The sequence below is a fragment of the Allobrachymonas sp. genome, from assembly GCF_041912815.1.
GTDB lineage: Bacteria > Pseudomonadota > Gammaproteobacteria > Burkholderiales > Burkholderiaceae_C > Brachymonas.
Window position 1 is genome coordinate 45158 of sequence record NZ_JAYRLV010000009.1, and the last position, 25781, is coordinate 70938.

The 25781-nt window shown below is 66.3% G+C and carries 23 protein-coding genes; 11 read left to right on the forward strand and 12 right to left on the reverse strand.

Going from position 1 to position 25781, the window contains the following annotated elements:
* Positions 1-112: 112 nt before the first annotated feature.
* A complete protein-coding gene (locus ACE3P9_RS08295; RefSeq protein ID WP_374493238.1) occupies positions 113-985 on the reverse strand; it encodes a class III extradiol ring-cleavage dioxygenase in 873 nt (290 codons plus the stop codon).
* Between the two features lie 158 nt (positions 986-1143).
* Here ACE3P9_RS08295 and ACE3P9_RS08300 point away from each other — a divergent pair, with 158 nt between their 5' ends.
* Positions 1144-2061 carry a LysR substrate-binding domain-containing protein gene (locus ACE3P9_RS08300; protein ID WP_374493241.1) on the forward strand — a complete coding sequence of 306 codons (918 nt, stop codon included), beginning with the start codon at positions 1144-1146 and terminating at the stop codon, positions 2059-2061.
* Between the two features lie 110 nt (positions 2062-2171).
* Here ACE3P9_RS08300 and ACE3P9_RS08305 read toward each other — a convergent pair whose 3' ends face one another.
* The 3 genes from ACE3P9_RS08305 to ACE3P9_RS08315 form a co-directional block, all read right to left on the reverse strand.
* Positions 2172-4352, reverse strand: a complete 2181-nt coding sequence (locus tag ACE3P9_RS08305; protein ID WP_374493243.1) for a polysaccharide biosynthesis tyrosine autokinase — start codon at positions 4350-4352, stop codon at positions 2172-2174.
* A gap of 21 nt (positions 4353-4373) precedes the next feature.
* Complete coding sequence (locus ACE3P9_RS08310) at positions 4374-4814, reverse strand: low molecular weight protein-tyrosine-phosphatase (RefSeq protein ID WP_374493245.1); 441 nt, start codon at positions 4812-4814, stop codon at positions 4374-4376.
* A 74-nt stretch (positions 4815-4888) separates the two neighbouring features.
* Positions 4889-6097 (reverse strand): polysaccharide export protein, encoded by a 1209-nt coding sequence (locus tag ACE3P9_RS08315; protein WP_374493248.1) that lies wholly within the window; start codon positions 6095-6097, stop codon positions 4889-4891.
* Between the two features lie 210 nt (positions 6098-6307).
* On the opposite strand from ACE3P9_RS08315, the gene radA reads away from it, so the two are divergent.
* The 8 genes from radA to ACE3P9_RS08355 all read left to right on the forward strand — a co-directional run bounded on the left by radA (position 6308) and on the right by ACE3P9_RS08355 (position 14829).
* Complete coding sequence (gene radA / locus ACE3P9_RS08320; RefSeq protein WP_374493250.1) at positions 6308-7708, forward strand: DNA repair protein RadA; 1401 nt, start codon at positions 6308-6310, stop codon at positions 7706-7708.
* Between the two features lie 206 nt (positions 7709-7914).
* Positions 7915-8850 (forward strand): branched-chain amino acid transaminase, encoded by a 936-nt coding sequence (locus ACE3P9_RS08325; protein ID WP_374493252.1) that lies wholly within the window; start codon positions 7915-7917, stop codon positions 8848-8850.
* A 54-nt stretch (positions 8851-8904) separates the two neighbouring features.
* Positions 8905-9123, forward strand: a complete 219-nt coding sequence (locus ACE3P9_RS08330; protein WP_374493254.1) for a zinc-finger domain-containing protein — start codon at positions 8905-8907, stop codon at positions 9121-9123.
* 37 nt (positions 9124-9160) lie between these two features.
* Entirely contained in the window at positions 9161-10276 is a 1116-nt protein-coding gene (locus ACE3P9_RS08335; protein ID WP_374493257.1) for a glycosyltransferase, read from the forward strand.
* A 10-nt stretch (positions 10277-10286) separates the two neighbouring features.
* Positions 10287-11333 (forward strand): glycosyltransferase family 2 protein, encoded by a 1047-nt coding sequence (locus ACE3P9_RS08340; protein WP_374493259.1) that lies wholly within the window; start codon positions 10287-10289, stop codon positions 11331-11333.
* 13 nt (positions 11334-11346) lie between these two features.
* Positions 11347-12384: a glycosyltransferase family 2 protein gene (locus ACE3P9_RS08345; protein WP_374493261.1), complete on the forward strand. Its 1038-nt coding sequence runs from the start codon at positions 11347-11349 to the stop codon at positions 12382-12384.
* 8 nt (positions 12385-12392) lie between these two features.
* Positions 12393-13334: a glycosyltransferase family 32 protein gene (locus tag ACE3P9_RS08350; RefSeq protein ID WP_374493262.1), complete on the forward strand. Its 942-nt coding sequence runs from the start codon at positions 12393-12395 to the stop codon at positions 13332-13334.
* A 145-nt stretch (positions 13335-13479) separates the two neighbouring features.
* The gene (locus ACE3P9_RS08355; RefSeq protein ID WP_374493264.1) at positions 13480-14829 is read left to right on the forward strand and encodes an O-antigen ligase family protein; all 1350 of its coding nucleotides are present in this window, start codon (positions 13480-13482) and stop codon (positions 14827-14829) included.
* Here ACE3P9_RS08355 and ACE3P9_RS08360 read toward each other — a convergent pair.
* The 3 genes from ACE3P9_RS08360 to ACE3P9_RS08370 form a co-directional block, all read right to left on the reverse strand.
* The gene (locus ACE3P9_RS08360) at positions 14718-16142 is read right to left on the reverse strand and encodes an MFS transporter (RefSeq protein ID WP_374493266.1); all 1425 of its coding nucleotides are present in this window, start codon (positions 16140-16142) and stop codon (positions 14718-14720) included. The two genes, ACE3P9_RS08355 and ACE3P9_RS08360, sit on opposite strands and share 112 nt — an antisense overlap.
* A gap of 192 nt (positions 16143-16334) precedes the next feature.
* Positions 16335-16973: an MBL fold metallo-hydrolase gene (locus ACE3P9_RS08365; RefSeq protein ID WP_374493268.1), complete on the reverse strand. Its 639-nt coding sequence runs from the start codon at positions 16971-16973 to the stop codon at positions 16335-16337.
* Positions 16974-16986: 13 nt separating this feature from the next.
* The gene (locus ACE3P9_RS08370) at positions 16987-17778 is read right to left on the reverse strand and encodes an exodeoxyribonuclease III (protein WP_374493270.1); all 792 of its coding nucleotides are present in this window, start codon (positions 17776-17778) and stop codon (positions 16987-16989) included.
* 24 nt (positions 17779-17802) lie between these two features.
* Between ACE3P9_RS08370 and pyrE the strand changes: the two genes are divergently transcribed.
* Together pyrE and ACE3P9_RS08380 are read left to right on the forward strand one after the other, a co-directional pair.
* Positions 17803-18516, forward strand: a complete 714-nt coding sequence (gene pyrE, locus ACE3P9_RS08375) for an orotate phosphoribosyltransferase (protein WP_374493271.1) — start codon at positions 17803-17805, stop codon at positions 18514-18516.
* A gap of 167 nt (positions 18517-18683) precedes the next feature.
* Entirely contained in the window at positions 18684-19379 is a 696-nt protein-coding gene (locus tag ACE3P9_RS08380) for a DUF4124 domain-containing protein (protein ID WP_374493273.1), read from the forward strand.
* A gap of 59 nt (positions 19380-19438) precedes the next feature.
* On the opposite strand, the gene ACE3P9_RS08385 is transcribed toward ACE3P9_RS08380, so the two are convergent.
* The 5 genes from ACE3P9_RS08385 to ACE3P9_RS08405 form a co-directional block, all read right to left on the reverse strand.
* Entirely contained in the window at positions 19439-20200 is a 762-nt protein-coding gene (locus ACE3P9_RS08385) for a sulfite exporter TauE/SafE family protein (protein ID WP_374493275.1), read from the reverse strand.
* A gap of 127 nt (positions 20201-20327) precedes the next feature.
* The gene (secF, locus tag ACE3P9_RS08390) at positions 20328-21284 is read right to left on the reverse strand and encodes a protein translocase subunit SecF (RefSeq protein ID WP_374493277.1); all 957 of its coding nucleotides are present in this window, start codon (positions 21282-21284) and stop codon (positions 20328-20330) included.
* Between the two features lie 5 nt (positions 21285-21289).
* The gene (gene secD / locus ACE3P9_RS08395; protein WP_374493279.1) at positions 21290-23203 is read right to left on the reverse strand and encodes a protein translocase subunit SecD; all 1914 of its coding nucleotides are present in this window, start codon (positions 23201-23203) and stop codon (positions 21290-21292) included.
* A gap of 255 nt (positions 23204-23458) precedes the next feature.
* Positions 23459-23797 (reverse strand): preprotein translocase subunit YajC, encoded by a 339-nt coding sequence (gene yajC, locus ACE3P9_RS08400; RefSeq protein ID WP_374493281.1) that lies wholly within the window; start codon positions 23795-23797, stop codon positions 23459-23461.
* Between the two features lie 176 nt (positions 23798-23973).
* Positions 23974-25752: a Wzy polymerase domain-containing protein gene (locus ACE3P9_RS08405; RefSeq protein WP_374493283.1), complete on the reverse strand. Its 1779-nt coding sequence runs from the start codon at positions 25750-25752 to the stop codon at positions 23974-23976.
* Between the last annotated feature and the right edge of the window lie 29 nt (positions 25753-25781).

Below are 25781 nucleotides of genomic sequence, written 5' to 3' on the forward strand. Positions count from 1 at the left end.
GCCGGGGGAGCGGCTGCGGCGGAATTTGTGTCCCGCCCGGGCCTGCACCTTTCCGCCCCTCCCCTCCCCGCCCCACTGCGCCGATGCCGGGGTGCCCTGCGGGAGGAGCCGATCAGGCTGCGGCAGGTGCCTGCCGGGCGGGTGCTCCCAGCCGGAAGCTCGACGCCGTGACGCCGCCCATGAAGCGGTCTTCGTGATAGACCAGCTCGCCCACCTCGTCGGGGGCGGCTCCGGCCGCGACCATGAGCGGCAGCAGATGCTCCTCGCGCGGATGGGCCAGCCGGGCCGCCGGGGCCTGCTCCCAGTGGCGCAGGGCCGCCTCGCGCTCTGCGGCAGGCAGCGCCATGGTGGTACGCAGCCACTGGTCGAACGCACCCGACGCCCCCAGCGCCGCCGGCCCGAAGGCGCGCAGGTTGTGGTAGCTCAGCCCGCTGCCGATGATGAGGATGCCCTCGTCACGCAGCGGCGCCAGCGCCCGGCCCAGCGCCAGGTGCTCGGCGGAATCGAGCCCCGTGCGCAGGGAGAGCTGCACCACGGGCATGTCGGCGCGCGGATAGGCCACGGCCATGGGGGCGAACATGCCGTGGTCGAAGCCGCGCTCGGCATCGACCGCCACGGGCAGCCCGGCCGTCTGCAGCAGTTCCACCACGCGCCGCGTCAGGGCCGCATCGCCCGGCGCGGGGTACTCGATCGCATACGTATCCTGCGGAAAGCCGTAGTAGTCATAGACCATGGGCGGGTGCGGATGGGCCTGCACCGTGAAGGCAGGCTCCTCCCAGTGTGCCGACACCATCAGAATGGCACGCGGCGCCCCACCGGCATCGGCAGGCAGACGCGCCAGCGACTGGGCCAGCCGCGCATAGGGCCCCTGGACCATGCCCGCCATCCACGGCCAGGGGCCGCCGCCATGGGAAATGTAGAACACCGGCAGGCGCGTGCCGGCAGCAGCCGGAGCCACGGGGGCAGAGACGGAAGAAGCAGACATGGCAATCACTCCAGAGATCAGAACGGATGCCCGTGGGACGCCTTCGCCTTGATGGGGGCATGGGCGCAGCGCACGGTGCGCGATGGCTTGAATGTATTGGCAGCAGCAGGAGAGATAAAGATGGAAATCTTCAACACATTGTTCCGATAATGCGAACGATGAGCGACAGATTCCAACAGATGCGGGCCTTTGTGCAGGTGGTGGACAGCGGCAGCTTTGTCGCGGCCGCCGAGGCGCTGGACAGTTCCAAGGCCGCCGTGTCGCGGCAGGTGGCAGAGCTGGAGGCCCGGCTCGGCGTGCGCCTGCTGCACCGCACCACCCGCCGGCTCTCCCTCACGGCCGACGGCGAGCGCTTCCATGCCCGCTGCAGGACCCTGCTGGCCGAACTCGACGCCGCCGAGGCCGAGCTGAGCGCACACCACGGCAAGGCCATGGGCGTGCTGCGCGTGAGTGTGCCGGTGAGCTACGGCCTGTGCCGGCTGGCGCCGCTGTGGCCCCGCTTTGCCGCCCTGCATCCCCAGGTGCAGCTGGAAGTGACGCTCTCGGACCTGTTTGCCGACCTGGCCCACGAGGGGCTCGATCTGGCCATCCGCATCTCCCACCAGCCGGGCCCGCACCTGATCGCCCGCCGCCTCGGGCAGGCCCGCATGCGGCTGTGCGCCTCGCCGGCCTACCTGGCCCGCGCAGGCACCCCGGCATCGCCGGTAGAGCTGCCGCACCACCGCCTGCTGGGACACCTGGTGGGAGCCGCACGGGACGAATGGGTGTTCCGCCGCCAGGAGGCACGCGCAGCCCCGCTGACGGTGCGCGTGGCTCCGGCTTTCCGGAGCAACAACGGGGACACCTGCGTGGCCATGGCCGTCGCTGGCGAAGGCATTCTCTACGAGCCGGACTTCATCGTGGAACGTGCGCTGCAGGCCGGCACCCTGGTGCCCCTCTGTGCCGACGACACCCACCACATGCTGGGCATCGACGCCGTCTACGCCAGCCGCCGCCACCTCGCCCCCAAGGTGCGCCTGCTCATCGACTTTCTGGCCACGGAGCTGGGCGGCGAGGCCCTGCCCCCCATGGTGTGAGAGGCACCTGCCTCATTCCCGCGGGCTGACAGAACGACAAAGGGGCCCGCATGCGGGCCCCTTTGCGGGGTGGCCCTTCGGCTGGGCCTTGCCATGGGGGCGCTTCCGCCTCAGGCCTCGTCCTTCTTGTAGTGGGTGTAGGCCTTGTAGGTGTGGTAGGTCGCGGCAGTGCGCTGGATGCCGTTGAGGATCGTGCCCGTGAGCGCGATGTTGTTGTTGGAGAGACGACTGAGCATCATCTCGACTTCCTTGAGGGTGGTCATCTCGAAGCGCGTGACGCCGATCACCGTTCCGGCATGCTGCCCCAGGATGTTGGCATCGGCCACGGCAATGGCGGGCGGTGCGTCGAGGATCACGTAGTCGAACTCTGCGGCCAGCTGTTCCAGCAGGGTCTGTATGCGGGCATGGCCCAGCAGCTCGGCCGGATTGTTGCCGTCCTTGAGATGGCCCTGCGAAAGGAACGACAGGTTGGCCACCTCAGTGGCGCGCACGTGGGGCTTGCCTTCCCCGCTCTGCGCCAGATAGTCCGCCAGCCCGTCCTCGACATCCATGCGCAGGAGCTCGTGGAGGTAGCCCTTGCGCATGTCGGCATCGACCAGCACCACGCGCTTGCCGGACTGCGCCATCACCGTGGCCAGGTTGGCACTGATGAAGGTCTTGCCCACCTTGGGGGTGGCCCCGGTCACCATCAGGATGTTGTTGCGTGCCTCCATCATGGAGAAGTACAGGCTGGTGCGCAGCGCCCGCAGGGCTTCCACGGCAATGTCGTCGGGCTTGCTCGCAGCCAGCAGGAAGTCCGAGCGGACATTCTTGTTGCGCTTGCGCAGGTACTTGAGAATCTTGTCGCGCTTGCGCTGAATCTCGGAGAAGGGCACAGAAGCCAGCACCGGAATGCCGATGCTCTCCAGATCCTCGGCATCGTCGATGCCCTGGCGGAAGAGCGTGCGCATGATCACGACCAGCACGGCCAGAAAGCCAAGGCCAAGGGTCGCTGCCAGAATGACAAGAGCCTTCTGCGGCTTGACGGGCTTGTCCAGGGTCTGGGCACGGTCGATGACGCGGACGTTGCCGATCTTGCTGGCCTGGGAAATGCCCAGTTCCTGCTGCTTGTTGAGCAGCTGGAGATAGATGGCCTGCTGGATGTCGACATTGCGCTTGAGGCGGATGACGTCCTGCTGGGTGCCGGGCATGCCCTCGATCTTGGACAGGAGCTGCTTGCGGGCCTTCTCCAGGATCTGCTTCTTCTCGGCAATGGCCTGCGCCATGGGGTGGTCGGGCGTGTAGAGCCGGGTGACTTCGGTTTCCTTGACCTTCAGGTCCGTGAGCTGCATTTCGAGCTGGTTGAGCCCTTCGATGAGCCCCTTGGATTCCACGGTGACGTCCACGGTGGCGTTCTTGTGGCGGTAGGCGTTGTAGGCGTTTTCGGCACGGTCCAGGGCCTCGCGGGTCTTGGGCAGCTGCTGCTCCAGGAATCCGAGGCTGGCGCCGTCCACCTGGGCGGCATATTCCCTGTTCTGCTTGACGTAGAGGTCGACGATGGTGTCGAGCACGCGGCGGGCATTGTCGGGGCTGTAATCGTTGAGCTGCAGGCCCAGGATGTTGGTGTTCTTGCCGTTTTCGCCCACCATCAGGTTCTTGGACAGGCGCTCCAGCGCTTCCTGTTCGCTCACGGGGCGCACCTCGAAGACATCGCCCGTCTGCACGGCCGAGGGCGCCAGCAGCACGACCACGCCTTCGGGGGTGGAGAGCACATTGCCGGTGCTGCCGGTGTATTCCTTGCCGGACGGCAAAGTCAGCTGGTAGTGTCCCGCCGCATCCTTGAACACGATGCTGAACTTTTCATGGTGCAGGGCCGCTGGCGCCACGAACTGCTCCAGCCCCAGCCGGGGTTGCCGGGGTGCGGAATCGGCAAACATGCGCGTGTAGAAGGGCGGCGGCACATACACCGGCTCCGTAGCCAGATGCAGCCCCGAGACCGTGTTGCCCAGCACGAGGCGGGAACGGATGATCTGGATTTCCGCATCGGCGTCGCCCTTGGTGTCGCCACCCAGAGGCAGATTCTTGAGATCGCCGAGCAGGGAGTTCTTGTTCTTGGGCTCGATCTGCAGCAGCGCATTGGCCTGGTAGACCGGCGTGGTGGCAAAGGCGTAGATCACGCCCAGCACCAGCCCCACCAGAAGGCTCAGGACGATCCAGAACCGGTTGATCAGAATGGCGTGGAAGAGCTTGCGCAGATCGATTTCGTCATCGGTTTCCTGCGTGCGGGATGCGGTATGCGTCGTGGAGGACATAGGGAAGGAATCTTGGAGAAATCAGATCCACTGCATCTTCCGGGCCCATTGCTCGGAGGAAGCTGCAATCAGTTGGTAGGTATGGGCGAAGACTTCGGCACTCTTGCGGTAGGGATCGGGTATCTGCTTGCCGCTTTCCCAGCGGCCCAGCAGCATGACCTTGCCGCGTGCGCTGGGGCTGAGCCGACAGACCGCATCGACATGTTCATCTTCCATGACCAGGATGAGGTCGCTCTCGGCGCAAAGGGCAGGCGTGAGCTGCCGGGCGACGTGCTGGCTCAGGTCCAGCCCATGGAGCTGCCCCTGGCGCAGCGACTCGGGATCGGCGGGTTGCCCCACCAGAGCCCCCAGCCCTGCCGACTGCACGCTGACCCCGACCGGCGCCAGCTGGCGCAGAGCCGCCTCGGCCAGGGGCGAGCGGCAGATGTTGCCGATACAGACCACCAGAATCCTGTTGAACATGGGTAAGCGGAAGAAGCGAGGAAAGAAGGAAGGAAAGGCTCCCCTCGCCCCTGCGGGGCTCGGGGCACCCCGGGTTACTTGACGGAACTGTAGATGGTGGCCACCCAGCCCACGCTGGTCAGACTCGGCAGGATCTGGTTGATCACGCGGTTCCACTTGGCCATGGGCGCCACCGTGACGTACACGATGTCGCTGGGTTCGAGCTTGAACTGGTTGCCAAGCGCAAAGGCCGAGGCGTCGCGCAGATTGAGCTGGTAGATGTCAGCCACCTTCTGGCCCGCCTGTGCATGAGCACGTGCCCGGATGACGAACACGCCGCTGGCATCGGCCATTTCCTGGTTCATGCCTTCGGCCTGGGCCAGGGCATCGGTCAGGCTCATGCCTCCTTCGCTCATGCGCAGGGCATTCTGCTTCTTGACCTCGCCCATGACGTAGACCTTCATCTGGTCGCCGTTCGGGACGAAGACCACGTCGTCGGGGCCCAGGACCGGATTCTTGCGGGCATCGCCACGGTTCATGTAGTCGTACACCGACACCACGTGGTCGACCCCGCGATGGGTCCAGCGCACGTGGGTGGTGTCGGCATTCTTGCTGAATCCGCCGGCCTGGCTGATGGCGTCCATGAGCGTCAGGGGCACGGTGGTGAGAGCCAGCTGGGCGGGTTTTTCGACGGCGCCGCTCACGTTGACGCGCTGGGACCGGAAGGCCATGACGGTCACGTCCACCTGCGGATTGCGGATGTACTTGGCCAGCCGCCGCGCCAGTGCCGAGCGGATCTCGGGCAGGGTACGCCCCGCCACCTGCAGTCTGCCCGCGTAGGGGAAGAAGATGCTGCCCTGCGCGTCCACCCAGGTGCCGGTGCGGGCGGTTTCATTTCCGGTGGCCGTGCTCTGGCCATTCAGCACCTGCGAAGGCAGGGTGGGATTGGTGATCATGGGGCTGCCCAGCTCGGGGTGATCCCAGACCACGACATTGAGAATGTCGCCGGGGCCCACGCGATATTCGTAGCGTGCAGCGCCCCCTGCTCTGCCCGGGGTGTCGTCCCGCGCGGTGCGCTCTCCCTGCAGCTGCTCGATCACGCCGGGAGTGAGCAGGTGCACGTCGAAGAGGCGGTCGAGATCGAAGGGAGTGCCACCGGCCTGGGCTTCCGGCGGAGGCACCACATGCTTGTTGGCAAGGGAGAGGTGGGACCCCGGAATGGCACATCCCCCGAGGAGGAGCGCCACGGCTGCAAGGCAAAGACTTTTCTTCTGCATGAGAAGTTTGAGGAGAAATGGCGACATCGTTCGATTGTCTCAGATCGCACAGAGGGGTTGATGCCTATTTCTCCATGGGCAGGGCATGGCCCCATGCGCCCATGGAGTATTGCAATGATTGTATAGGCCCAAACCCCCTCGACCCTGCAGGCGGTGCCCGGAGATGCCTGTCTGCATGGCCCTGCTGCCCCCCGAGACACGCGCGGAGCGATGCGGCGTCTTCCCTACAATGCCCGCATGGCCGCCCCCAAATCCCAATACACCTGCACCGCCTGTGGTGCCGTCAGTCCCCGCTGGCTGGGCAAGTGCCCGTCCTGCGGCACCTGGAACAGTCTGGAGGAAACCATCCTCAACCCCGCCCAGGGCGTGGTGGGCAAGAACCGGCTCAGCGGCGGGCACCAGTCCCTCGCAGGGGCCTCGGAAGTGGCCACGCTGGCCGACATCCGGGCCGAGGACGTGGCGCGCACTCCCACCACCCTGACCGAGCTGGACCGCGTGCTGGGGGGCGGCATGGTCGAAGGCGGCGTGGTGCTCATCGGCGGCGATCCCGGCATCGGCAAGTCGACCCTGCTGCTGCAGGCACTCGATGCCCTCCAGCTGCAGGGCCTGCACACGCTGTACGTGACCGGCGAGGAAAGTGCCTCCCAGGTGGCGCTGCGGTCGCGCCGGCTGGGGCTGGAGGGCTCGCAGGTGCGCGTGCTCGCCGAGATCCAGCTCGAAAAGATTCTGGCCACCCTGCAGGCCGAGCGGCCCCAGGTGGCCGTGATCGACTCGATCCAGACGGTGTACAGCGACGCCCTCACGAGCGCGCCCGGCAGCGTGGCCCAGGTGCGCGAGTGCGCCGCACACCTCACCCGCTTTGCCAAGGCCCAGGGCACGTCGGTGGTGCTCGTGGGGCATGTGACCAAGGACGGGCAGCTGGCCGGCCCCCGGGTGCTGGAGCACATCGTGGACACGGTGCTTTATTTCGAGGGCGATACCCACAGCGCCTACCGGCTGGTGCGCGCGTTCAAGAACCGTTTCGGCGCCGTCAACGAGATGGGCGTGTTCGCCATGACGGACAAGGGGCTCAAGGGCGTGAGCAACCCGAGTGCCATCTTCCTGAGCACGCACGGCGACCCTGTGCCGGGCAGCTGCGTGCTGGTCACGCTCGAAGGCAGCCGCCCGCTGCTGGTGGAGATCCAGGCCCTGGTCGACGGCTCGGGAGCCAACCCCCGCCGCCTGAGCGTGGGGCTGGAGCGCGACCGGCTGGCCATGCTGCTGGCCGTGCTGCACCGCCACGGAGGCGTGGCCACGGGAGATCAGGACGTGTTCGTCAACGCGGTGGGGGGCGTGCGCATCAGCGAACCGGCGGCCGATCTGGCTGTGCTGCTTGCCATTGCCAGCAGCCTGCGCGGCAAGGCCCTGCCCAAGGGCTTCTTCGCGTTCGGCGAAGTGGGGCTCGCGGGCGAGGTGCGTCCGGCCACACGGGGACAGGAACGCCTCAGGGAAGCCGCCAAGCTGGGGTTCACCACGGCCATCGTTCCGCGCGCCAACGTGCCCCGCAAGCTGGGCAGGGAGGTCGAGGGGCTGACCATCCATGCCGTGGACCGCGTGGAGCAGGCCCTCGATCTGGTGCGCCAGCTGCAGGGGAGCTGACCGGCTCCGCCCCCTGCAGGGACAAGGGAGAAAGAAGGGCCAGGGCAAAACGGCGTCTGGCACGAACGGGGCGCAACTGTGCCCATCTGCCGCCAATCTCCCCCCGCCCCGGGGAAAACGGCGTAAACTTGACAGTTATCCGTCAGGCATGACGGGCACTTTCGTGCCGCCAGGTGCCGACGTCAACACCAAAGGAAGAAAAAATCATGAATGCCGCCAACGACCTTTCCGACCGCGACGGGAAAATCTGGATGGATGGCCAGCTCGTGGAATGGCGCGATGCCAAGGTCCACGTCCTGACCCATACCCTGCACTACGGCTGCGGGGTGTTCGAGGGCGTGCGCGCCTACCAGACCGAGAAGGGCACGGCCGTTTTCCGTCTCAAGGACCACACCGACCGTCTGTTCAACAGCGCCAAGATCCTGCGCATTCCCATGCCTTTCACCAAGGAAGAGGTCATGGAGGCCCAGAAGGAGGTCGTGCGCGCCAACGGGCTGGAAAGCTGCTACCTGCGCCCGCTGGTGTGGCTCGGCTCCGAAAAGCTCGGCGTCTCCCCCAAGGGCACCAAGACCCACGTGATGGTCGCCGCCTGGGGCTGGGGCGCCTACCTGGGCGAGGACGGCATGTCGCGCGGCATCCGCGTGCGCACCAGCAGCTATGCGCGCCACCATGTGAACATCACCATGACGCAGGCCAAGGCGGTGAGCAACTACACCAACTCGATCCTTGCCAACATGGAAGCCACCAATGACGGCTACGACGAAGCCGTGCTGCTCGACAGCGCCGGATTCGTGAGCGAAGGCTCCGGCGAGAACGTCTTCATCGTCAAGGATGGCGTGGTCTACACCCCCGACCTGTCGGCAGGTGCGCTCAACGGCATCACCCGCAACACCATCCAGTACGTCTGCAAGGATCTGGGCATCGAGCTGGTGCAGAAGCGCATCACGCGCGACGAGTGCTACATCGCCGACGAGATGTTCTTTACCGGCACCGCTGCCGAAGTGACCCCCATCCGCGAATATGATCGGGTGCAGATCGGCGCAGGCCACCGTGGCCCGGTCACCGAACGCATCCAGAAGGCCTTCTTCGACATCGTGCAGGGCAAGAACCCCCGCTATGCCCACTGGTTGGATGCGGTCTGACCGGCACCGCCGCGTGCCTGCCCGCCCCCACCCCTCTCTCCGGAGTTTCCAGACATGAGCACCTCCCATTCCTCCGCCCCCGTCGAGGTCAAGGCCAGCGACCTGACCGAACAGGGTAAAATCGCCTGCCCCAGCCCCCTGGCTCACATGGAGCTGTGGAACGGCCACCCGCGTGTCTTCCTGCAGGTGGCCGCCACTGGCGAGGCCCGCTGCCCCTACTGCGGCACCGTCTACCGCCTGGCGGCGGGTGAGGTCGTGGCGCACGGGCACTGAGCGGGTGCCGTCCGGTTTCCCCCGCGCCGCCGGGCCGATGCGCGTCCTGCATTTCGTCACCGGAGGGTTCTCCGGCGCCACGCAGGTGGCGGTGGATCTCTGCCTCGAAGCCCGGCGATCGGGTTCCATGGAGGTGCTGCTGGTGCTGCGCCGCAAGCGCCACACGGACATGCGGCGCGTCGAGGCGCTCCGTGCCCGGGGGCTGGATGTCCGTCTCGTGCCGGGATGGAACCATCTGGCCACCGTGCTGGCCGTCCGCCGCCTGGCCCTGGAGTGGAAACCGGACATTCTGGTGGCGCACGGCTTCAGCGAGCATCTGTGGGGACGCTATGCGGGATGGCTCGCAGGGGTGCCGCACATGGTGCACGTGGAGCACAATTCGCGCGAACGCTACACCCCCTGGCGGCTCAGACAGGCCCTGTGGCTCGAACGCCGGACGGCCGTGAGTGTCGGTGTGTCCGAAGGGGTGCGGGGCCATCTGGTCGACCTGGGATTCCCTGCCGCGCAGTGCGTGGCCATTCCCAACGGCATCGACACCGGCCGCTTTCCGCAGGCGTCCCTCGTTCCCTGGGAAGACCGGGAGGTCTCCATCGTCATGGCGGCCCGCTTTGCGCGCCAGAAGGATCACGCCACACTGATCCGCGCCGTGGCCCTGCTGGGGGAGCGGGGGTGGCATCCTGCCCTGCAGCTGGCCGGCCTGGGCAAGTCCAGGCTACTCGCGCGCAATCGCGCTCTGGCTGCCAGGCTGGGCATCGCCGGGCAGGTGCATTTTCTGGGGCAGGTGTCCGATGTACCGAATCTGCTGATGCACAGCCGCATCTGTGTGCTGTCCACCCACTACGAGGGCATGCCGCTGTCGCTCGTCGAGGGCATGGCGGCCGGCTGCGCCTGCATCGGTACCAACGTGGTCGGCGTCCGCGAGGTGATCCGGCCAGACCAGACCGGTCTGCTGGTGCCCGAGAACGATGCCCAGGCCCTCGCCGATGCGCTGGAGCGCCTGCTCGCGCATCCTGACGAGGCCCGCCGCCTGGCACAGGCTGCGCGACAGGAAGCCCTGCGCGCCTTCGACATCAGGCTCATGCAGCGGCGGTATGCCCATCTGTTGATGCGGGTGCAGCACGATGAAGCCCCCGACATCCTGCCCGAAGACTGACCCACGGCCCATGTCTTCTTCTTCCTCCTCCTCTCCTGCTCCCGCTTCCGCTCCGGCCCCCTGGCTGAGCGTGCTCATCCCGGTCTACAACGTCGAGGCGTATCTCGCCGAATGCGTGGAATCGGTCATGGCACAGGCCGACCCGGGCGTGGAAGTGCTCCTGCTCGACGACTGCTCCACCGATGCCTCTCCCGCACGCATGCGCGCGCTGGCAGCCCGCTGGCCGGGACGCCTGCAGCTGCTGCAGCACACCCGCAACCGGGGACTGAGCGCCGCGCGCAATACCCTGATCGAGGCGGCACACGGCGACTATCTGTGGTTTCTCGACTCCGACGACAAACTGCTGCCCGGCGCCATTCCGGCACTGCAGCGCATCGTCGGGCAGCAGCATCCCGACATGGTGGTGTGTGACTTTGCGGTCTGGCGGGAGTCTCCGCGTCTCAAGCACCGGCTGCGAGGCGAACGGCACCGCCGCTCGTTTGCGGGACCGGCGCGCACACTGCTTACCGGGCCTGCCCGCTTTCTGGCCGACCTGCTGCTGCCGGGCCAGCTGCACGCGTGGTCCAAGATTTCGCGCCGTGCGCTGTGGAGCGCAGACCTGCGGTTTCCCGAAGGCGCGTACTTCGAGGACATGGCCACCATGCCGCGTCTGGCGCTGCGCGCACGCACCCTCTGGTACGAACCCCTGCCATGGGTCGCCTACCGGCAGCGGGGCAGCAGCATCCTGTCGCAGATGACGCCGGCCAAGGCCCGTGACCTGTCGGGCGCCCTGACGACTTTTCGCCATGCCCTGCAGGGCACAGAGTGGGACGCGGAGCCGGCAGTGCGGTTTGCGGTCGCACACGTGGCGGCCCGCAACTTCATCGGAGCTGCAGGCCATCTGGCGCGCTGCCGCACGCAGATGCCGCCTGCCGAATGGACCACTGCCATGGCCCGCTGCCGGGATGATTTTCTGCAGCAGTCGCCCCTGTCTCCCGCTCAGCTCGAACGGGCCTATGTGACGCGCGGCTGGTGGCTGCGGGGGCTCAAGTTTCACCGCCATTTCAGCCTGCGCTGAAGCGCACCGCCCCATGCAGCACTCCTCTCCCTGGCTGAGCATCCTCGTGCCGGTCTTCAATTCGGCCCCGCATCTGGAGGCCTGTCTCGACTCCGTGCTCAATCAGCAGACCGATGGCTGGGAACTGATCGCCATGGACGACTGTTCCACGGATGACTCGCTGGCGCTGCTGCAGCGCTATGCCGACCGCCATCCGCAACGCATTCGCATCGGCACCCACTCCCGCAACAGGGGGCCCGGCGCCACCCGCAACACGCTCATAGACCAGGCCCAAGGCGACTATCTGTGGTTTCTGGATGCAGATGACTGCCTCATGCCCGGCGCCATGGCGGCCCTGCACCGCATCGTCACGCAGCAAGTGCCCGATCTGGTGCTGTGCGACTATCTCTCCTGGAAGGAAGGCCCCCTCCCGGTACCGCGCCGCATCGGGGGCAGAAGCCAGGTCCACACCTTCCGGGGAGGGCCTGTGCGCACCCTGTCCAGCGACAGGGCGCGGCTGCTGCAAGGCATGCTGCAGGCAGGTGAAACCCACGTCTGGTCCAAGATCGCACGCCGCAGCCTGTGGCAGACCCAGGGGCTGCAGTTTCCCGAAGGCTGCTACTTCGAGGACATGGCCACCAGCCCCCGACTGGCACTGATCGCCCGTTCCTTCTACTACGAGCCCTCGGCCTGGATTGCCTACCGCCAGCATCCCTCCAGCATTCTGGCCACCATGTCCGCGCAGAAGGTGCAGGACTGGTCCCGGGCCCTGCGCACGTTCCGCACCGAGCTCGATGCCAGCCCCTGGGCCCACACCCCTGCGGTCCGGCTGGCCCTGGCGCAGGCGGCAGCCCGCAATGTGCAGGGCATCCTGTCCTTCCTGCGCCAGCGCCGCACGGATGGCAGCCTTCCGGCCTCCGACATCCGGGCTCTGGCCCAGCGTGCAGAACAGGATTTCGAGGCCATTTCACCCCTCGCCCCAGCCGCATGGCTCAAGGCCTGTCTGTGCAGGGGATGGTGGGGGCGCTACCGGCGCTTCCGCCGCTGGCTGGCCTTTCTGGCCCAAGGCTGAACGCCATCATGTCTTTGCTGTCCTCCTTTTCCCATCGCCTCCCCCATCTGCCGGCAGCACTGGGGCTCCCCCTGCCGTTTTCGCCGCGTCTTCCGGCTCCCCCCGAACCGGTCTTCACGCTCTACGACTACCCTGGCTCCCGGCCGCAGACCCAAGCCATCCCCGCCACGATCTGGTCCTACTGGACCGGCGGTACCCCGCCCCTGCTGGTACAGCGCTGCATCGCCGGATGGAAGCGGCTGCACCCGGAGCACGACATCCGTGTGCTCTCCGATGCGGAGCTCTCCCGCTACATTCCCCACCTGCCTGCCGCAGTCGAGCAGCTCATTCCCGCCAAGCGGGCCGACTGGATCCGACTGGAACTGCTGCGCCGCCATGGCGGCATCTGGCTGGATGCCTCCATCGTTCTGACCCGCACGCTGGACTGGGTGCATGCGCTGCAGGAGGCACAGCAGAGCGACTTCGTGGGGTTCTACCTGGAGGGATTCACCTCCCTGCCCCGCTATCCGGTGGTGGAAAACTGGTTTCTGGCCGCACCGGCCCACAGCCCGCTCATCGAGGAATGGCAGGAGGAATTCACCCGCCATGCCATCGTGGACAGTGGCGCGGCCTATGTCCGGCACCTGGAGCAGCAGGGGCACTTCGACCGCATCCGGCAGAAGATCCTCTATCTCGACTACTTGAGCATGCACCTGGCCTTCCAGCAGATCCTGCAGACGCAGGGGCACTATCGCCTCACCCTGCAGCGTGTCGAGGATGGCCCCTACTTCTACCATGTGCTGGCCCACTGGAAACGCAGAAGGCTGCACCGGCTGCTGTTCCGGGGCGATTGTTCGGCAGGGGTTCCCTCCCTGGTCAAGCTGCGCGGCGCAGACCGGCGCCATTTCGACGAGGACCTGGAAGCACACCGCCATGCTCCCCACAGCTTCGTGGCCCGCTACCTGACCTGACCCACCAGCAGGCCCTGCATGCGGCCTGCTGCCGCACTCTGGTGACAATTCGTGTCCCCGGCGATCCCCGGAACCGGGATGGGGGAGAATCTCCCGTCCGGTCGCACCCCTTGCCTGCGGCCACCGCCTCTCCCCTGCATCGCCCATGGATTCGTTCTATTCCCGCCACCTGGAAGCCTTCTACCTGGGTCTGTTCCTGCTGATCTTCGGCGCCGTGAGCATTCCCAACGGCTACCGCCTGCTGATGGACATCGGCCTGCTGGTGTCCATTCCCGCTCTGGCATGGGCCCCTGTCCGCGCCTCGTTCAGGGAGCGCGCCCTCCTGGCGGGCCTGTGCCTGCTGGCCACTCTGTACTGGTGGTGGCAGCGGGAAGCCAGTGCGCCGGTGTACATCAATTCATTCCGCCTGTATCTGCCCCTGGCCGCCCTGCCCCTGCTGGTCTGGACGTGGCGCCACCCCCTTCCCTCCCTGCGACCCATGGTCCTGGCCGCCTGCATCGCGGCCCCCGTGGCCCTGGGTGAGGCCGCCTACCAGTTCTTGCACCTGAACCGCCGGGCAGAGGGGGGAGATTTCTTCTATATCCACTTCGGTGATCTGTCGGCCCTGTTCGCCCTGCTGCTGTGGGTAGCCGGGCTGCGCATGCCCGCCTCGCGCCGCCTGCAGCTGCTTGCCTGGGCCAGTGCGCTGGCCTTTGCGGGGGCCTCGGTGCTGTCGATGACGCGGGGAGCCTGGCTGCTTCTGCTGCTCGTGCCCGCCGTGATGCTGCGGGGGGGCTACCGCCCCTCGTTGAAAATGCTGGCCGGCATGGCCGCATTGATCGGGGCACTGACGGTCCTCAGCCCCTCCGGCATCACGCACAAGGTCTATGAGCGCATTGCCGCCGCGCAGCATGAAGTCACCCTCTACGAAACCAGAGAGGTGGCCTCCACCTCGGTAGGTGCACGGCTGCAGATGTGGCAGTTTGCGTGGGAGCTGTTCTGCGAGAAGCCCTGGCTGGGCTGGAACCAGCAGGGGTATGAGGCCCAGCGCGACATTACCGTGCGGCAAAAGCGCGTCGATCCGATGATGGAGCAGTTCCACCACCCGCACAACGAGTTCCTGAACGAAGCCGCCAAAAGCGGCGTGGTCGGCATCCTGTTTCTGCTGCTGGTCTATGGCATGCCACTGGCCTACTTCGCACGCCAGTGGCGTCGGGCCGCACCCGATTCCCTGTCGCGCACCCTCGCGCTGCTGGGAATGCTGATCCCGCTGGCCTACGGCATTTTCGGCTTGACGGAGGCCATTCTGTTCTGGAACAACGGCCCCATTGCCCTGTACTTCTTCCTGATCGCCGTTCTCGCCACCCGCAGCACGGCGGCTGCTGGTCACGACGACGCAGCCGTTCAGGCCGGCCGGGGCGCCTGTCCCTGCACGCCCAGCACCCTGCCCGCCACCCACACCAGTGCCAGCACCGGCACCACGAGCAGCGAGGCACAGAGGAAGAACGTGGTGTAGCCGAAGTGGTCGACAAACGCGCCCCCGTACCCGGCCACATACTTGGGCAGGAGCAGCATCAGGGAGCTGAACAGGGCGTACTGCGTGGCCGAGTAGCTCACGCTGGTGAGCCCGGAGAGAAAGGCGATGAAAGCCGCCGAGGTGATGCCGCTGGCGAGGTTGTCGGCGATGATGACGAGCGTCAGCGCCACCATCTTGTGCAGCATGAAGGCATGGCCAGCCACGGTCACCGGCCACCAGTCACCCTGCACCTGGATGAAGGTGCTCAGCCAGGCAAACAGCAGATGCGTGCCGGCAGACAGGGTGGTGCCGAGCATCAGCACCCGCATCACACCCAGGCGCACCGCCAGCACGCCGCCGATGAAGGTCCCCGCCAGCGTGAAAATCACCCCCCACACCTTGGTCACGAGCGCCACCTGGGTCTTGGTGTAGTGCATGTCGACATAGAAGGGATTGGCCATGATGCCGAGCACGATGTCGCTGATGCGGTACAGGCCGATCAGGGCCAGAATAAGCAGGGCATGCCACTTGTAGCGCTCGAAGAAATCCATGAACGGGTCGATCAGTGCCCCCCGGAGCCATTCGCGTGCATTGCGTGCCGGTGGCAGGGGACGCGGATCGGGTTCGGGCGCCAGCAGCACCGTCACCATCCCCACCAGCATGGATGCCGCCATGGTCAGATAGGCGAAACGCCAGGCTCCGTTCTGGTAGATGGCCGCCGCACCCTGGCTCTCGGCGCCGGCCGCCAGCCACAGCACCCCTGCTCCCGCCCAGAGCATGGCCAGCCGGTAACCGGTCTGGTAGGTGGCGGCAAGCGCAGCCTGCCGGTCGGATGACGCCGATTCGATGCGGTAGGCATCGAGCGCGATGTCCTGGGTGGCCGAACAGAAGGCCACCAGCAGCGCCGCCCAGGTCAGGGGCTCCAGCCCCTGGCGGGGATCGACGAGGGCCATGGCCACCAGCCCTGCCACCAGCCCGCACTGGGCCAGAAGCAGCCAGCTCCGGCGCCGGCCCAGCCAGCGGGTGAAGAGGGGAATGGGCATGCGATCCACCAGCGGCGACCACACCCACTTGAAGCCGTACATCAACCCCACCCAGGACATGTGCCCAATGGTGGTGCGGTCAATGCCCGCCTCACGCAGCCGGAAGGCCAGCGTCCCCAGCACCAGCAGCAGGGGCAGCCCCGAGGAAAATCCCAGAAACAGCATGCGCACGCTCGCAGGTTCCAGATAGACGCGCATGGACTGCGCCCACGAGGGGGCAGCGGAAGAGGGGCGGGATTCGGTGGGGGTGTCGGTCACGGGTACATCCATCAGGGGCGATCGTCAGTCAGGATACCGATCCGCCCGAACAAGGCAGGGAAGGCGGACCTTTGCTGCAGCAAGGGCCCGCATCCCGGCACCCGGCTGCAGGAGCTCCGGGCATCGGTGCATTATCGACCCACCCCCGCCCATCGGCAGGGGGATTACCGCAGGATACAGCCGCAGCTGCGCCCTGCCCGGCTGTCAGGTCCCGCGCACGTAGGGGTTGGTGCGGCGTTCGCGGCCAAAGGTGCTTTCCGGCCCGTGACCGGGAATGAACACCGTGTCGTCCCCCATGGGCCACAGGCGCTGGACGATGCTGTCGATGAGCTGGTCATGGTCGCCACCTGGAAAATCGGTACGGCCGATCGATCCCGCAAACAGCACATCGCCCACGAACGCACGCTGCGCCTCGGCTGCATGGAACACGACATGCCCAGGGGTGTGTCCCGGGCAATGGCGCACCTGCAGCACCACCTGTCCCACCTGCACGGTATCCTGGTCCTGCAGCCAGCGATCCGGCACAAAGCTCCGGGCCGGTGGAAAACCGTAGCGGGCCGCCGTGGCAGGCAGCGCCTCGATCCAGTACAGATCGGCCTCGTGCGGGCCCACGATGGGAATCTGCAGCGCCTCGGCCAGCGTGGCCGCCCCGGCACAGTGGTCCACATGGCCATGCGTGACCAGAATCTGCCGCAGGGTGATGCCGTGGGCATGCGCATGCTCCTGCAGGCGCGTGGTATCGCCCCCCGGATCGATCACCGCTCCCTCCATGGTGGCATCGCACCAGACGATGGAACAGTTCTGCTGGAACGGCGTGACGGGAATCGTGTGGTAGCGCAGCATGCGGGGCAGCCTTTCAGAGAGCAAAGTCGTAATCGACGGTCAGCGGGGCATGGTCGGAGAACTTCTCGCCCTTGTAGACGGATTCGGTTCGCGCATGCCGGGCCATGACCGGCGTGGCGAGATGGTAGTCGATGCGCCATCCCACGTTCTTGGCATAGGCCTGACCCCTGTTGCTCCACCAGGTATAGCAGGCATCGGTGGCATCGGGCTGCAGGAGACGGTATACGTCGACCAGCCCTCCTGCGGTCAGCAGCTGCGTCATCCAGTCGCGCTCCTCGGGCAGAAAGCCACTGTTCTTGCGGTTGCCCTTCCAGTTGCGGAGATCGATCTCCTGATGGGCAATGTTCACGTCCCCGCACAGAATGTATTCGCGCTCCTGCCGCAGCTCCTGCAGCCACGGAGCCATCTCGCCGAGAAACCGGTACTTGGCCTGCTGGCGCTCCTCTCCGGAGGACCCGCTCGGAAAATAGCAGCTGATGACCGAGAACCTGCGCGCGGGCGTATCGAAGCGCAGCTCCAGATAACGCCCCTCGCGGTCGAACTCGGCCGATCCGAAGCCCACCCGCACATCGCTCGGGGCATGCCGCGTGTAGACACCCACGCCGGAATAGCCCTTCTTCTCGGCAAAGTGGAAATAGCCCCGCAGCCCTGCCAGCTCCTCGAAGCGGTTCACCACGTCGGCCTGCTGCGCCTTGACTTCCTGCACGCACATACAATCAGGGGCATGCGCGGCCAGCCATGGCTCCAGCCCCTTGGCCGTGGCCGAGCGGATGCCGTTGAGATTGAGGCTGGTCAACCGGAACACTGCTGTTTCTCCCTTACGTTTTCCATGAGCACCACCTCCCCCGACACCCTCGCCCAGGATTTTGTGGCTTTTGCCGTCGACTGCGGCGTACTGCGCTTCGGCAGCTTCACCACCAAGGCTGGCCGCCAGTCGCCCTATTTCTTCAATGCCGGCCTGTTCCAGGACGGAGCCATGCTCGGCCGGCTCGCCCAATTCTATGCGCAGCGCATTCTGGCGAGCGGTACCTCCTTCGACATGCTCTTCGGCCCCGCCTACAAGGGCATTCCGCTGGTGGCTGCCGTGGCGATCGAACTCGCCCGCCTCGGCCACAACCTGCCCTTTGCCTACAACCGCAAGGAAGCCAAGGACCATGGCGAAGGCGGCAGTCTGGTCGGCGCGCCGCTGCAGGGACGCGTGCTGATCGTGGACGACGTGATGTCCGCCGGCACCGCCGTGCGCGAGTCCATTGCCCTCATCCGTGCGGCCGGTGCCACTCCGTCGGCCGTGGCCGTCGCACTCGACCGCCAGGAAATGGCCACAGAGGACGGCCATGACGTGCCCTACAGCGCCGTGCAGTACGTGCGGCAGCAGCTGGGCATGGACGTGTGTGCCATTGCCACCCTCGATGACCTGCTGGGCTACCTCTCCAGCCCGGCCGCTGCGCAGGACAACGCCCTGGCCAGCCACAAGGCGCAGGTCCTCGCCTACCGCGAACGCTATGGCGTGTCCCAGACTGCCGGAGACACCACCGCCCGCTGACCCCCCGCCCGCGCCAGACTGCCAATTTTTGTCGACATGGTGACGATTTGTGGCATGCTCCCTCAACAGGGAGCGGGCCGAGCCTGCATTCTCCTGTCCTGGCCGCTCCCTGAGGCAGACCGGAAACGGCTGGACACGATGGCCCGGAACTTGCCTTTTCTCCCGCCATGTACATGAACCGCGAGGATCGATCCCCCCTTCAGAGAAGCTGCGCACAGCAGCTTCCAGCCCGAAGACTGCGCACCACCCTGCTGCTGGCGGGCCTGCTGGCTGTGGCAGGACAGGTCATGGCCGAAGGCAAGGGCGGCATCTACACCTGCACGGACCGCTACGGCAAGCGCATCACCTCGGATCGCCCCATCGCGGCCTGCATCGACCGCGAGCAGCGGCAGCTCGGCAGCAACGGGACCCTGCGGCGCATCATTCCCCCGAGCTATACCGGCGAAGAACGCGCCGCGCTGGCCCAGCGCCAGCGCGCGGAACAGGCGGCCCGCGAGCACGAGGCCCTGCAGACCCGCGAACGCACGGCGCTCCTGCAGCGCTACCCCACTCCAGCCAGCCACCTGGCCGCCCGCAAGCGGGCCGGAGACGAAATCGCCACGCTCATTGCCGATGCCCAGCGACGCCTCAACGGCATACGGCAGGAACGGGTTCAGCTGGACCAGGAAATGGCGTTCTATCGCCGTCAGCCGGACCGGGCCCCCGCCTCGCTGCGGGCCCGCATCCAGGCCAACACCGACAGCCAGCAGATGGTCCTGCGCTACATGGCCCAGCAGCAGCAGGCCCTGGCAAACACCAACCGGCGGTTCGACGAGGAGCACGCCCGCCTCATCCCCTACTGGAAACTCGCCGGGCGGCTCTGACACCCGGGAGTGCCAGAGCGTGAGCGCATCCGCCCGATGCGCACCTGCAGGAACCTTCTTCAGACGCGCAGGAAGGCGTCATAACCGGTCTTGGCAATCAGCGCCGCCACCACCAGAATGAACATCACCCGCACAAAGCCCGCCCCGTGCCGCAGGGCCATGCGGGCTCCCAGCACGCTGCCCATCACATTGGCCACGGCCATGGCCGCCCCCAGCTGCCACCACACATGGCCCTGGCTTGCGAACAGCACAATGGCAGCCAGATTGGTGGCGACGTTGATGAGCTTGGCTCCCAGCGAGGCATGCAGGAAGTCGTATCCCAGCACCCGCACGAGCAGAAACACCAGGAAACTGCCGGTGCCGGGCCCGAAGAAGCCGTCATAGGTGCCGATGACCACCCCGATCCCAGTCAGGATGGCGGTTTCCTGCCTCCCCTGCCATCGGGGTGCATGATGCTGTCCCAGATCCTTGCGCAGCACCGTGTAGATCAGAATGGCCGTGAGCACGAACGGCAGGGCCCGACGCAGATAGCCGGGATCGATCTGCGTCACCAGCCACGCCCCGACCAGCGATCCCAAAAATCCTCCCGCCACGGCCGGCAGCATGGCGGCACGGCGCATCTGCACCCGGCGGTGGAACTGCCAGGCCGCGAAACCCGTGCCCCACACCGAGGCCGACTTGTTGGTCCCGAGCAGGGTGGCCGGCGCCATCTGATGAAAGGTGGCAAACAGCGCCGGCACCAGAATCAGTCCCCCACCCCCCACAATCGCATCGACGAAGCCCGCAAACAGCGAAGCAGTCACGACCAGCAGCCAATCCATGATGATGCCTTCGGGGATGCAGGACAAAAAGACAGGAGTCCCTGCCGCCTCCCCGGGCGGCGGGACCCCTCAGGCAGAGACAGCGCCCGACAAGGCGCCGGGCAGCCCCTCTCTGCAGCAGGCTCCGTCAGACCACCGCGCCGGCGTTCGGGTCACTGGAGGCTCCGCCATCCTTGCGGGAATTGCCCTTGACCAGATCCTCGCGCCGGATGCCGAGCCACATGGCGATGGCCGCCGCCACGAACACCGACGAATAGATGCCGAACAGAATGCCGATGGTCAGGGCCATGGCAAAGTAGTGCAGCGTCTCGCCCCCGAACACCAGCATGGACAGCACCATGATCTGCGTGGACCCGTGGGTGATGATGGTCCGGCTGATCGTGCTGGTGATGGCATGGTTGATGACCTGCACCGTGTTCATCTTGCGATAGCGTCGGAAGGCCTCGCGGATCCGGTCGAAAATCACCACCGACTCGTTGACCGAATAGCCGAGCACGGCCAGCACCGCCGCCAGCACCGCCAGCGAGAACTCCCACTGGAAGAAGGCGAAGAAGCCCAGGATGATCACCACGTCGTGCAGGTTGGCGATGATGGCCGACACGGCGTACTTCCACTCGAAGCGCACGGCCAGATAGATGATGATGCCGAGCACCACGAAGCCAAGCGCCTTGAGGCCATTGCCCATGAGCTCCTCGCCCACCTGCGGGCCCACGAACTCCACGCGCCGCAGGGCCACGTCGGGCGACTGCGCCTTGAGGGCTGCCATGAGGTTGCCACTCTGCTGCGAGGAGCTCACGCCCTTCTGCAGCGGCAGGCGGATCATCACGTCACGCGACGAGCCGAAGTTCTGCACCAGCACGTCCTTGTAGCCGAGCTTTTCCACGGCTCCGCGCACCTTGTCGATCTGCGCGGGCTGGCTGTAGGCCACCTCGACCACCGTCCCGCCGGTGAATTCCACCGACAGGTGCAGTCCCTTGGTGACCAGGAAGAACACCGCCAGCGCAAAGGTGACCGCCGAGACGAGGTTGAACACCAGCGCATGGCGCATGAAGGGGATGTCTTTGTGAATGCGGAAGAATTCCATGGCGCTTACTCCTTGTCCACGCGCTTGTCGGCCAGGGCAGCCAGCGAATCGGTATGCGAGGCCGCAGGCTTCCACACCGTACCGATCGACAGGCTCTTGAGCTTGCGCTTGCGTCCATACCAGAGATTGACGAGACCGCGCGAGAAGAACACCGAGGAGAACATCGACGTCACGATGCCCAGGCAGTGCACCACGGCAAAGCCGCGCACCGGCCCCGTGCCCCAGGTCAGCAGAGCCAGACCCGCGATGAGCGAAGTGACGTTCGAGTCCAGAATCGTCGCCCAGGCATGCTGGTAGCCGGCCTGGATGGCCCCCTGCGGCGACACGCCGTTGCGCAGCTCCTCGCGGATGCGCTCATTGATGAGCACGTTCGAGTCGATGGCCATGCCCAGCGCTAGCGCCATGGCCGCCATGCCGGGCAGCGTGAGCGTGGCCTGCAGCATCGACAGGATGGCCACGAGCAGCAGCAGGTTCATGGCCAGCGACAGCGCCGAGAACAGCCCGAACAGGTGGTAGTACAGGATCATGAACACCACCACGGCCAGGAAGCCCCAGGCCACGCTGTGGAAACCCTTGCTGATGTTGTCAGCCCCAAGGCTCGGGCCGATGGTCCGTTCCTCGACGATGTCCATGGGAGCGGCCAGCGAACCGGCACGCAGCAGCAGCGAGGTATCGGCTGCTTCCTGCGTGCTCATGCGCCCGCTGATCTGCACGCGTCCGCCGCCGATCTCGGTACGGATCACGGGCGCAGTCACCACTTCGCCCTTGCCCTTCTCGAACAGCAGAATGGCCATGCGCTTGCCCACGTTGTCGCGCGTGACGTTGCGGAAGATGGTCGACCCCTTGCTGTCGAGCGTGAGATTGACGGTGGGTTCCTGCGTCTGGCTGTCGAAGCCGGGCTGCGCGTCGGTCAGGTTCTCACCCGTCAGCAGCACCTGGCTCTTGACGATCACCGGGTGGCCGCTGCGGTCATTGAACTTCTCGCTGCCGAAGGGCACCGGTCCGCTGCCGGCTTCTGCAGCATGGCCTTCGGTGCTTTCGTCGACCATGCGCACCTCAAGGGTCGCGGTGCGTCCGAGGATTTCCTTGGCCTTGGCCGTGTCCTGCACGCCCGGCAGCTGCACGACCACACGGTCGAGCCCCTGCTGCTGGATCACCGGCTCGGCCACGCCCAGCTCGTTGATCCGGTTGTGCAGGGTCATGATGTTCTGCTTGAGAGCCTGCTCCTCGAACTTGACGAGTGCCGGCGGCTTGTAGCCCACCACGAGCTGCACCTGTCCGGTCGGAGCCGTCCCCTGCGTCACCTGCATGTCGGGCATCGCGTCTTCGATGGCGTTCCTGGCACTTTCGGCCGCAGTGGCATCGGCGAAGTTCACCTGCACGGTGTCTCCCGCACGGGCCACGGCGTCATAGCGCAGGCTCTTGTCGCGCAGCAGCGCCTTCACGTCGCCGGCAATGGTGTCGAGCCGCTTGGACACTGCAGTCTTCATGTCCACCTGGAGCATGAAGTGCACGCCCCCCCGCAGGTCCAGCCCCAGATACATCGGCGCTGCATGCAGCGCCGTCAGCCAGGCAGGCGACCGGGACACCAGATTGAGTGCCACCACGTAGGAGGGATCGGTGGGATCGGTGTTGAGCGTCTTCTCGATCACGTCGCGCGCCTTGATCTGCGCATCGGTGGAGGTGAAGCGCACCCGCATCGAATCGGCCTCGACCGTGGTCATGTCCGGACTGAGCTGGGCAGCCGCCAGGGCCGCCTTCACCTTGTCCTGCACGGACGGATCCACCTTGACCACCGACTTGGCCGGCGACACCTGCACCGCCGGCGCCTCGCCGAAGAAGTTGGGCAGGGTGTAGATCAGCCCCACCAGCAGCGCCACCAGCATGATGGCGTATTTCCAGACCGGATAACGGTTCATGGCAAGCGTCTTTCCAACAACTGACGGTGGCCGGCCCGGAGAGCGCTTCCGCAGAAGACGCCTCCCCGTCGAGCCTGTCCGTCAAACACAAATGCCGCGCATGGGTTCTGCACCCGCTGCGCGGCCACCATACCGTGAAGATGGTCCCGCCCCCTGCAGCGCATCCACCTCCAGGCGAACGCACCTCCGGACACGGAGAACCAGGCCACGGGGCATCTCCATGTGACTGCCGCCCCGGAAACGGGGCGGCACCACTCACAGACTCAGCGTGCCCTTGGGCAGCAGCTGCACGACGGCATGCTTCTGCACATGCACCGTGACATTCTGTGCCAGCAGCAGATCCACCTGGTCGTCGCGCACCTTGGTGACACGACCCATCAGACCGCCCTGGGTAGCCACCTCATCGCCGGGCGCCAGGGCATCGATCATGGAGCGGCGTTCCTTGTTCTGCTTGATCTGCGGGCGCACCATGATGAAGTACAGCACCGCAAACATGGCAACGAGAGGAAGGAACGACATGATCGACCCCATCGGGCCAGCAGCGGCTCCGGCAGGCGCGGCTGCCTGCGCATACGCGTCGGAAATCAGAAACACGGACATACTCCTGTAGTGAACATCACAATGCGAAAGCCCGAGCCAGACACGTGCCGTGCCGCCGGTATCTCCCGCATGCAGAAAATCTATTGTAAGGGGTGGGAGCGAAGGCAAGGAAACAGGCGCGCGGAACGCCTGCGCACGCCGCCACGAGCTCCCGCAGCCGGTGCCCCGTCTTACTCCTGCGCTCCGGAAGCGCCGCCAGACTCCTGTGTCGCTGCGCTGGCGTCATCGGTCAGGGCCTCTCCTTCGTCGCCCGATGCCTCTTCGGCTGCATCGCCCTCCATCTTCTTCTTCCAGTGGGCATATTCCTGCGGGTACACCTGTGCCAGATGGCGTTCGGCAGCATCGGCCTGCGCATCGCGGCCCAGCATGCGCAGGGACTCCACAATGCGCTCGGCCACCCGTGCCTCGGGACTGTAGTGCATCAGATCCTGGGCACGTGCGAGCTGCACGGCGGCATTCTCGGGCGTGAGCGGCTCGGTGGTGAGCTGGGCAAAATGCACGGCGTTCTGGTACAGCACGGTGCGACTGGCCTGGGCCAGAGTGTTCTGGCGGAAGGGCGGCATGCGTTCTTCCGCGTCGGTATAGAGCTGGGTGACGCGGACGAAATCAAAGCAGGCATAGATCAATGCCACCGTCATGGCGCATGCCACGAGCAGCTGAGCCATGAGCACAGGTCCCTGCGGCAGGGCGCGCGTCCGCAGCAAGAATGCTTCCCCGGCAGCTGCAGACGCCCGGGGCGATGCACTGCGCGTGGTCCACAGCACCCCCAGGGCCAGTCCGCAGGCCAGCTGGAAGGGCGCGTACCACAGGGGGTATTCGAGCAGGCTGTGGATGGCAATCGCTCCCAGCACCCCCCACATCAGCTGCCGCTCGGGCCGGGCCTCGCTCCATGGACGGTTGCGCACCACTCCCCAGACCACCAGCGCACAGAAAGCCAGGGCGGCCGGCACGCCCAGTTCGACGGCCAGATGCAAGGGCAGATCATGGGCGTTGTCGAGCATTTCGCAGAAGCGCATGCCGGGATAGTCGGCATAGTAATGGGCGTAATCGAGCTCGCCCCAGCCCCAGCCGGTCAGCGGCTTCTGCGCCACCAGCTGCAGCACGTTGCCCCACAGCACCGTGCGGCTGATGCAGGCGCGGCTGTCCTTGCCTTCGAGGCGCACCCAGATGTCCGTCATGCCCGCCAGCATCGGCATGACATATCCGGCCAGGGCGTAGACAGCCATCAGGCCAGCCAGCCACCACCCGACACGCGCCATGCGCGCGCGATCGAAGCGCCACGTCCAGCCCGCGAGCAGCACCGCAAGGAACAGCAGCTGCATGAACCCGGTGCGCGACAGCGTGAGGGCCAGACAGATGCCCAGCGGCACCATGCACAGCCAGGCCAGCACCCCTGCGCCCAGAGCGGCAGTGCCTTGCTGCGCAGTGCGGGGCAGGCACCGGGCCACGAGGCGCTGCAGACTGCCTTCCCGCCACACGAACCAGAGCGCCCAGAGCGCGATGTTCATCAGCGTGGCGTACTGGTTGCGCTGCCGGATGTTGCCGTACACCTGCCCGCGCGGCGCATGGTTCACCCAGTCACCGAGCCAGGCCGTGTTCTGGAAATACTGCAGCAATCCGATGGCCGCATTGGCCAGGCCGGCAAGCAGCCAGCTCCAGGCAATCAGGGTGATGCCGTGGCGCATGAACAGTTCCCCCGCCTCCGGCAGATCCAGGACGCTGTCCGCATCCTGCGCCATGCGGGCCCCCACCACGGCGGAAGCGGCCATGGCCGTGCACCCGAAAGCCAGCAGCTGCCAGGGCTGATCCGCCGCAACACCGACTGCGCACAGCACCACCAGCACTGCTGCCAGCACCGCAGCGCCCGGCGTCCAGCGCCGGGCCGGAAACACGGTGAACAGCATCGCAATGCAGATCCAGCCCGTGAGCAGCGGAATGGCAGGCGTCATGGCCCCTCCCGCAAACGGATTGAGCCAGG

What these genes read in the sequence shown, in the direction of transcription:
- ACE3P9_RS08380 (WP_374493273.1), top strand. Translation starts at nt 18,684, where the DNA reads ATGTACATGAACCGCGAGGATCGATCCCCCCTTCAGAGAAGCTGCGCA.
- ACE3P9_RS08315 (WP_374493248.1), bottom strand. Translation starts at nt 6,097, where the DNA reads ATGTCGCCATTTCTCCTCAAACTTCTCATGCAGAAGAAAAGTCTTTGC.
- ACE3P9_RS08345 (WP_374493261.1), top strand. Translation starts at nt 11,347, where the DNA reads ATGCAGCACTCCTCTCCCTGGCTGAGCATCCTCGTGCCGGTCTTCAAT.
- ACE3P9_RS08405 (WP_374493283.1), bottom strand. Translation starts at nt 25,752, where the DNA reads ATGACGCCTGCCATTCCGCTGCTCACGGGCTGGATCTGCATTGCGATG.
- ACE3P9_RS08335 (WP_374493257.1), top strand. Translation starts at nt 9,161, where the DNA reads ATGCGCGTCCTGCATTTCGTCACCGGAGGGTTCTCCGGCGCCACGCAG.
- ACE3P9_RS08310 (WP_374493245.1), bottom strand. Translation starts at nt 4,814, where the DNA reads ATGTTCAACAGGATTCTGGTGGTCTGTATCGGCAACATCTGCCGCTCG.
- ACE3P9_RS08305 (WP_374493243.1), bottom strand. Translation starts at nt 4,352, where the DNA reads ATGTCCTCCACGACGCATACCGCATCCCGCACGCAGGAAACCGATGAC.
- ACE3P9_RS08385 (WP_374493275.1), bottom strand. Translation starts at nt 20,200, where the DNA reads ATGGATTGGCTGCTGGTCGTGACTGCTTCGCTGTTTGCGGGCTTCGTC.
- ACE3P9_RS08295 (WP_374493238.1), bottom strand. Translation starts at nt 985, where the DNA reads ATGTCTGCTTCTTCCGTCTCTGCCCCCGTGGCTCCGGCTGCTGCCGGC.
- ACE3P9_RS08350 (WP_374493262.1), top strand. Translation starts at nt 12,393, where the DNA reads ATGTCTTTGCTGTCCTCCTTTTCCCATCGCCTCCCCCATCTGCCGGCA.
- ACE3P9_RS08325 (WP_374493252.1), top strand. Translation starts at nt 7,915, where the DNA reads ATGAATGCCGCCAACGACCTTTCCGACCGCGACGGGAAAATCTGGATG.
- ACE3P9_RS08300 (WP_374493241.1), top strand. Translation starts at nt 1,144, where the DNA reads ATGAGCGACAGATTCCAACAGATGCGGGCCTTTGTGCAGGTGGTGGAC.
- ACE3P9_RS08355 (WP_374493264.1), top strand. Translation starts at nt 13,480, where the DNA reads ATGGATTCGTTCTATTCCCGCCACCTGGAAGCCTTCTACCTGGGTCTG.
- ACE3P9_RS08340 (WP_374493259.1), top strand. Translation starts at nt 10,287, where the DNA reads ATGTCTTCTTCTTCCTCCTCCTCTCCTGCTCCCGCTTCCGCTCCGGCC.
- secF (WP_374493277.1), bottom strand. Translation starts at nt 21,284, where the DNA reads ATGGAATTCTTCCGCATTCACAAAGACATCCCCTTCATGCGCCATGCG.
- ACE3P9_RS08365 (WP_374493268.1), bottom strand. Translation starts at nt 16,973, where the DNA reads ATGCTGCGCTACCACACGATTCCCGTCACGCCGTTCCAGCAGAACTGT.
- radA (WP_374493250.1), top strand. Translation starts at nt 6,308, where the DNA reads ATGGCCGCCCCCAAATCCCAATACACCTGCACCGCCTGTGGTGCCGTC.
- ACE3P9_RS08330 (WP_374493254.1), top strand. Translation starts at nt 8,905, where the DNA reads ATGAGCACCTCCCATTCCTCCGCCCCCGTCGAGGTCAAGGCCAGCGAC.
- pyrE (WP_374493271.1), top strand. Translation starts at nt 17,803, where the DNA reads ATGAGCACCACCTCCCCCGACACCCTCGCCCAGGATTTTGTGGCTTTT.
- secD (WP_374493279.1), bottom strand. Translation starts at nt 23,203, where the DNA reads ATGAACCGTTATCCGGTCTGGAAATACGCCATCATGCTGGTGGCGCTG.
- ACE3P9_RS08360 (WP_374493266.1), bottom strand. Translation starts at nt 16,142, where the DNA reads ATGGATGTACCCGTGACCGACACCCCCACCGAATCCCGCCCCTCTTCC.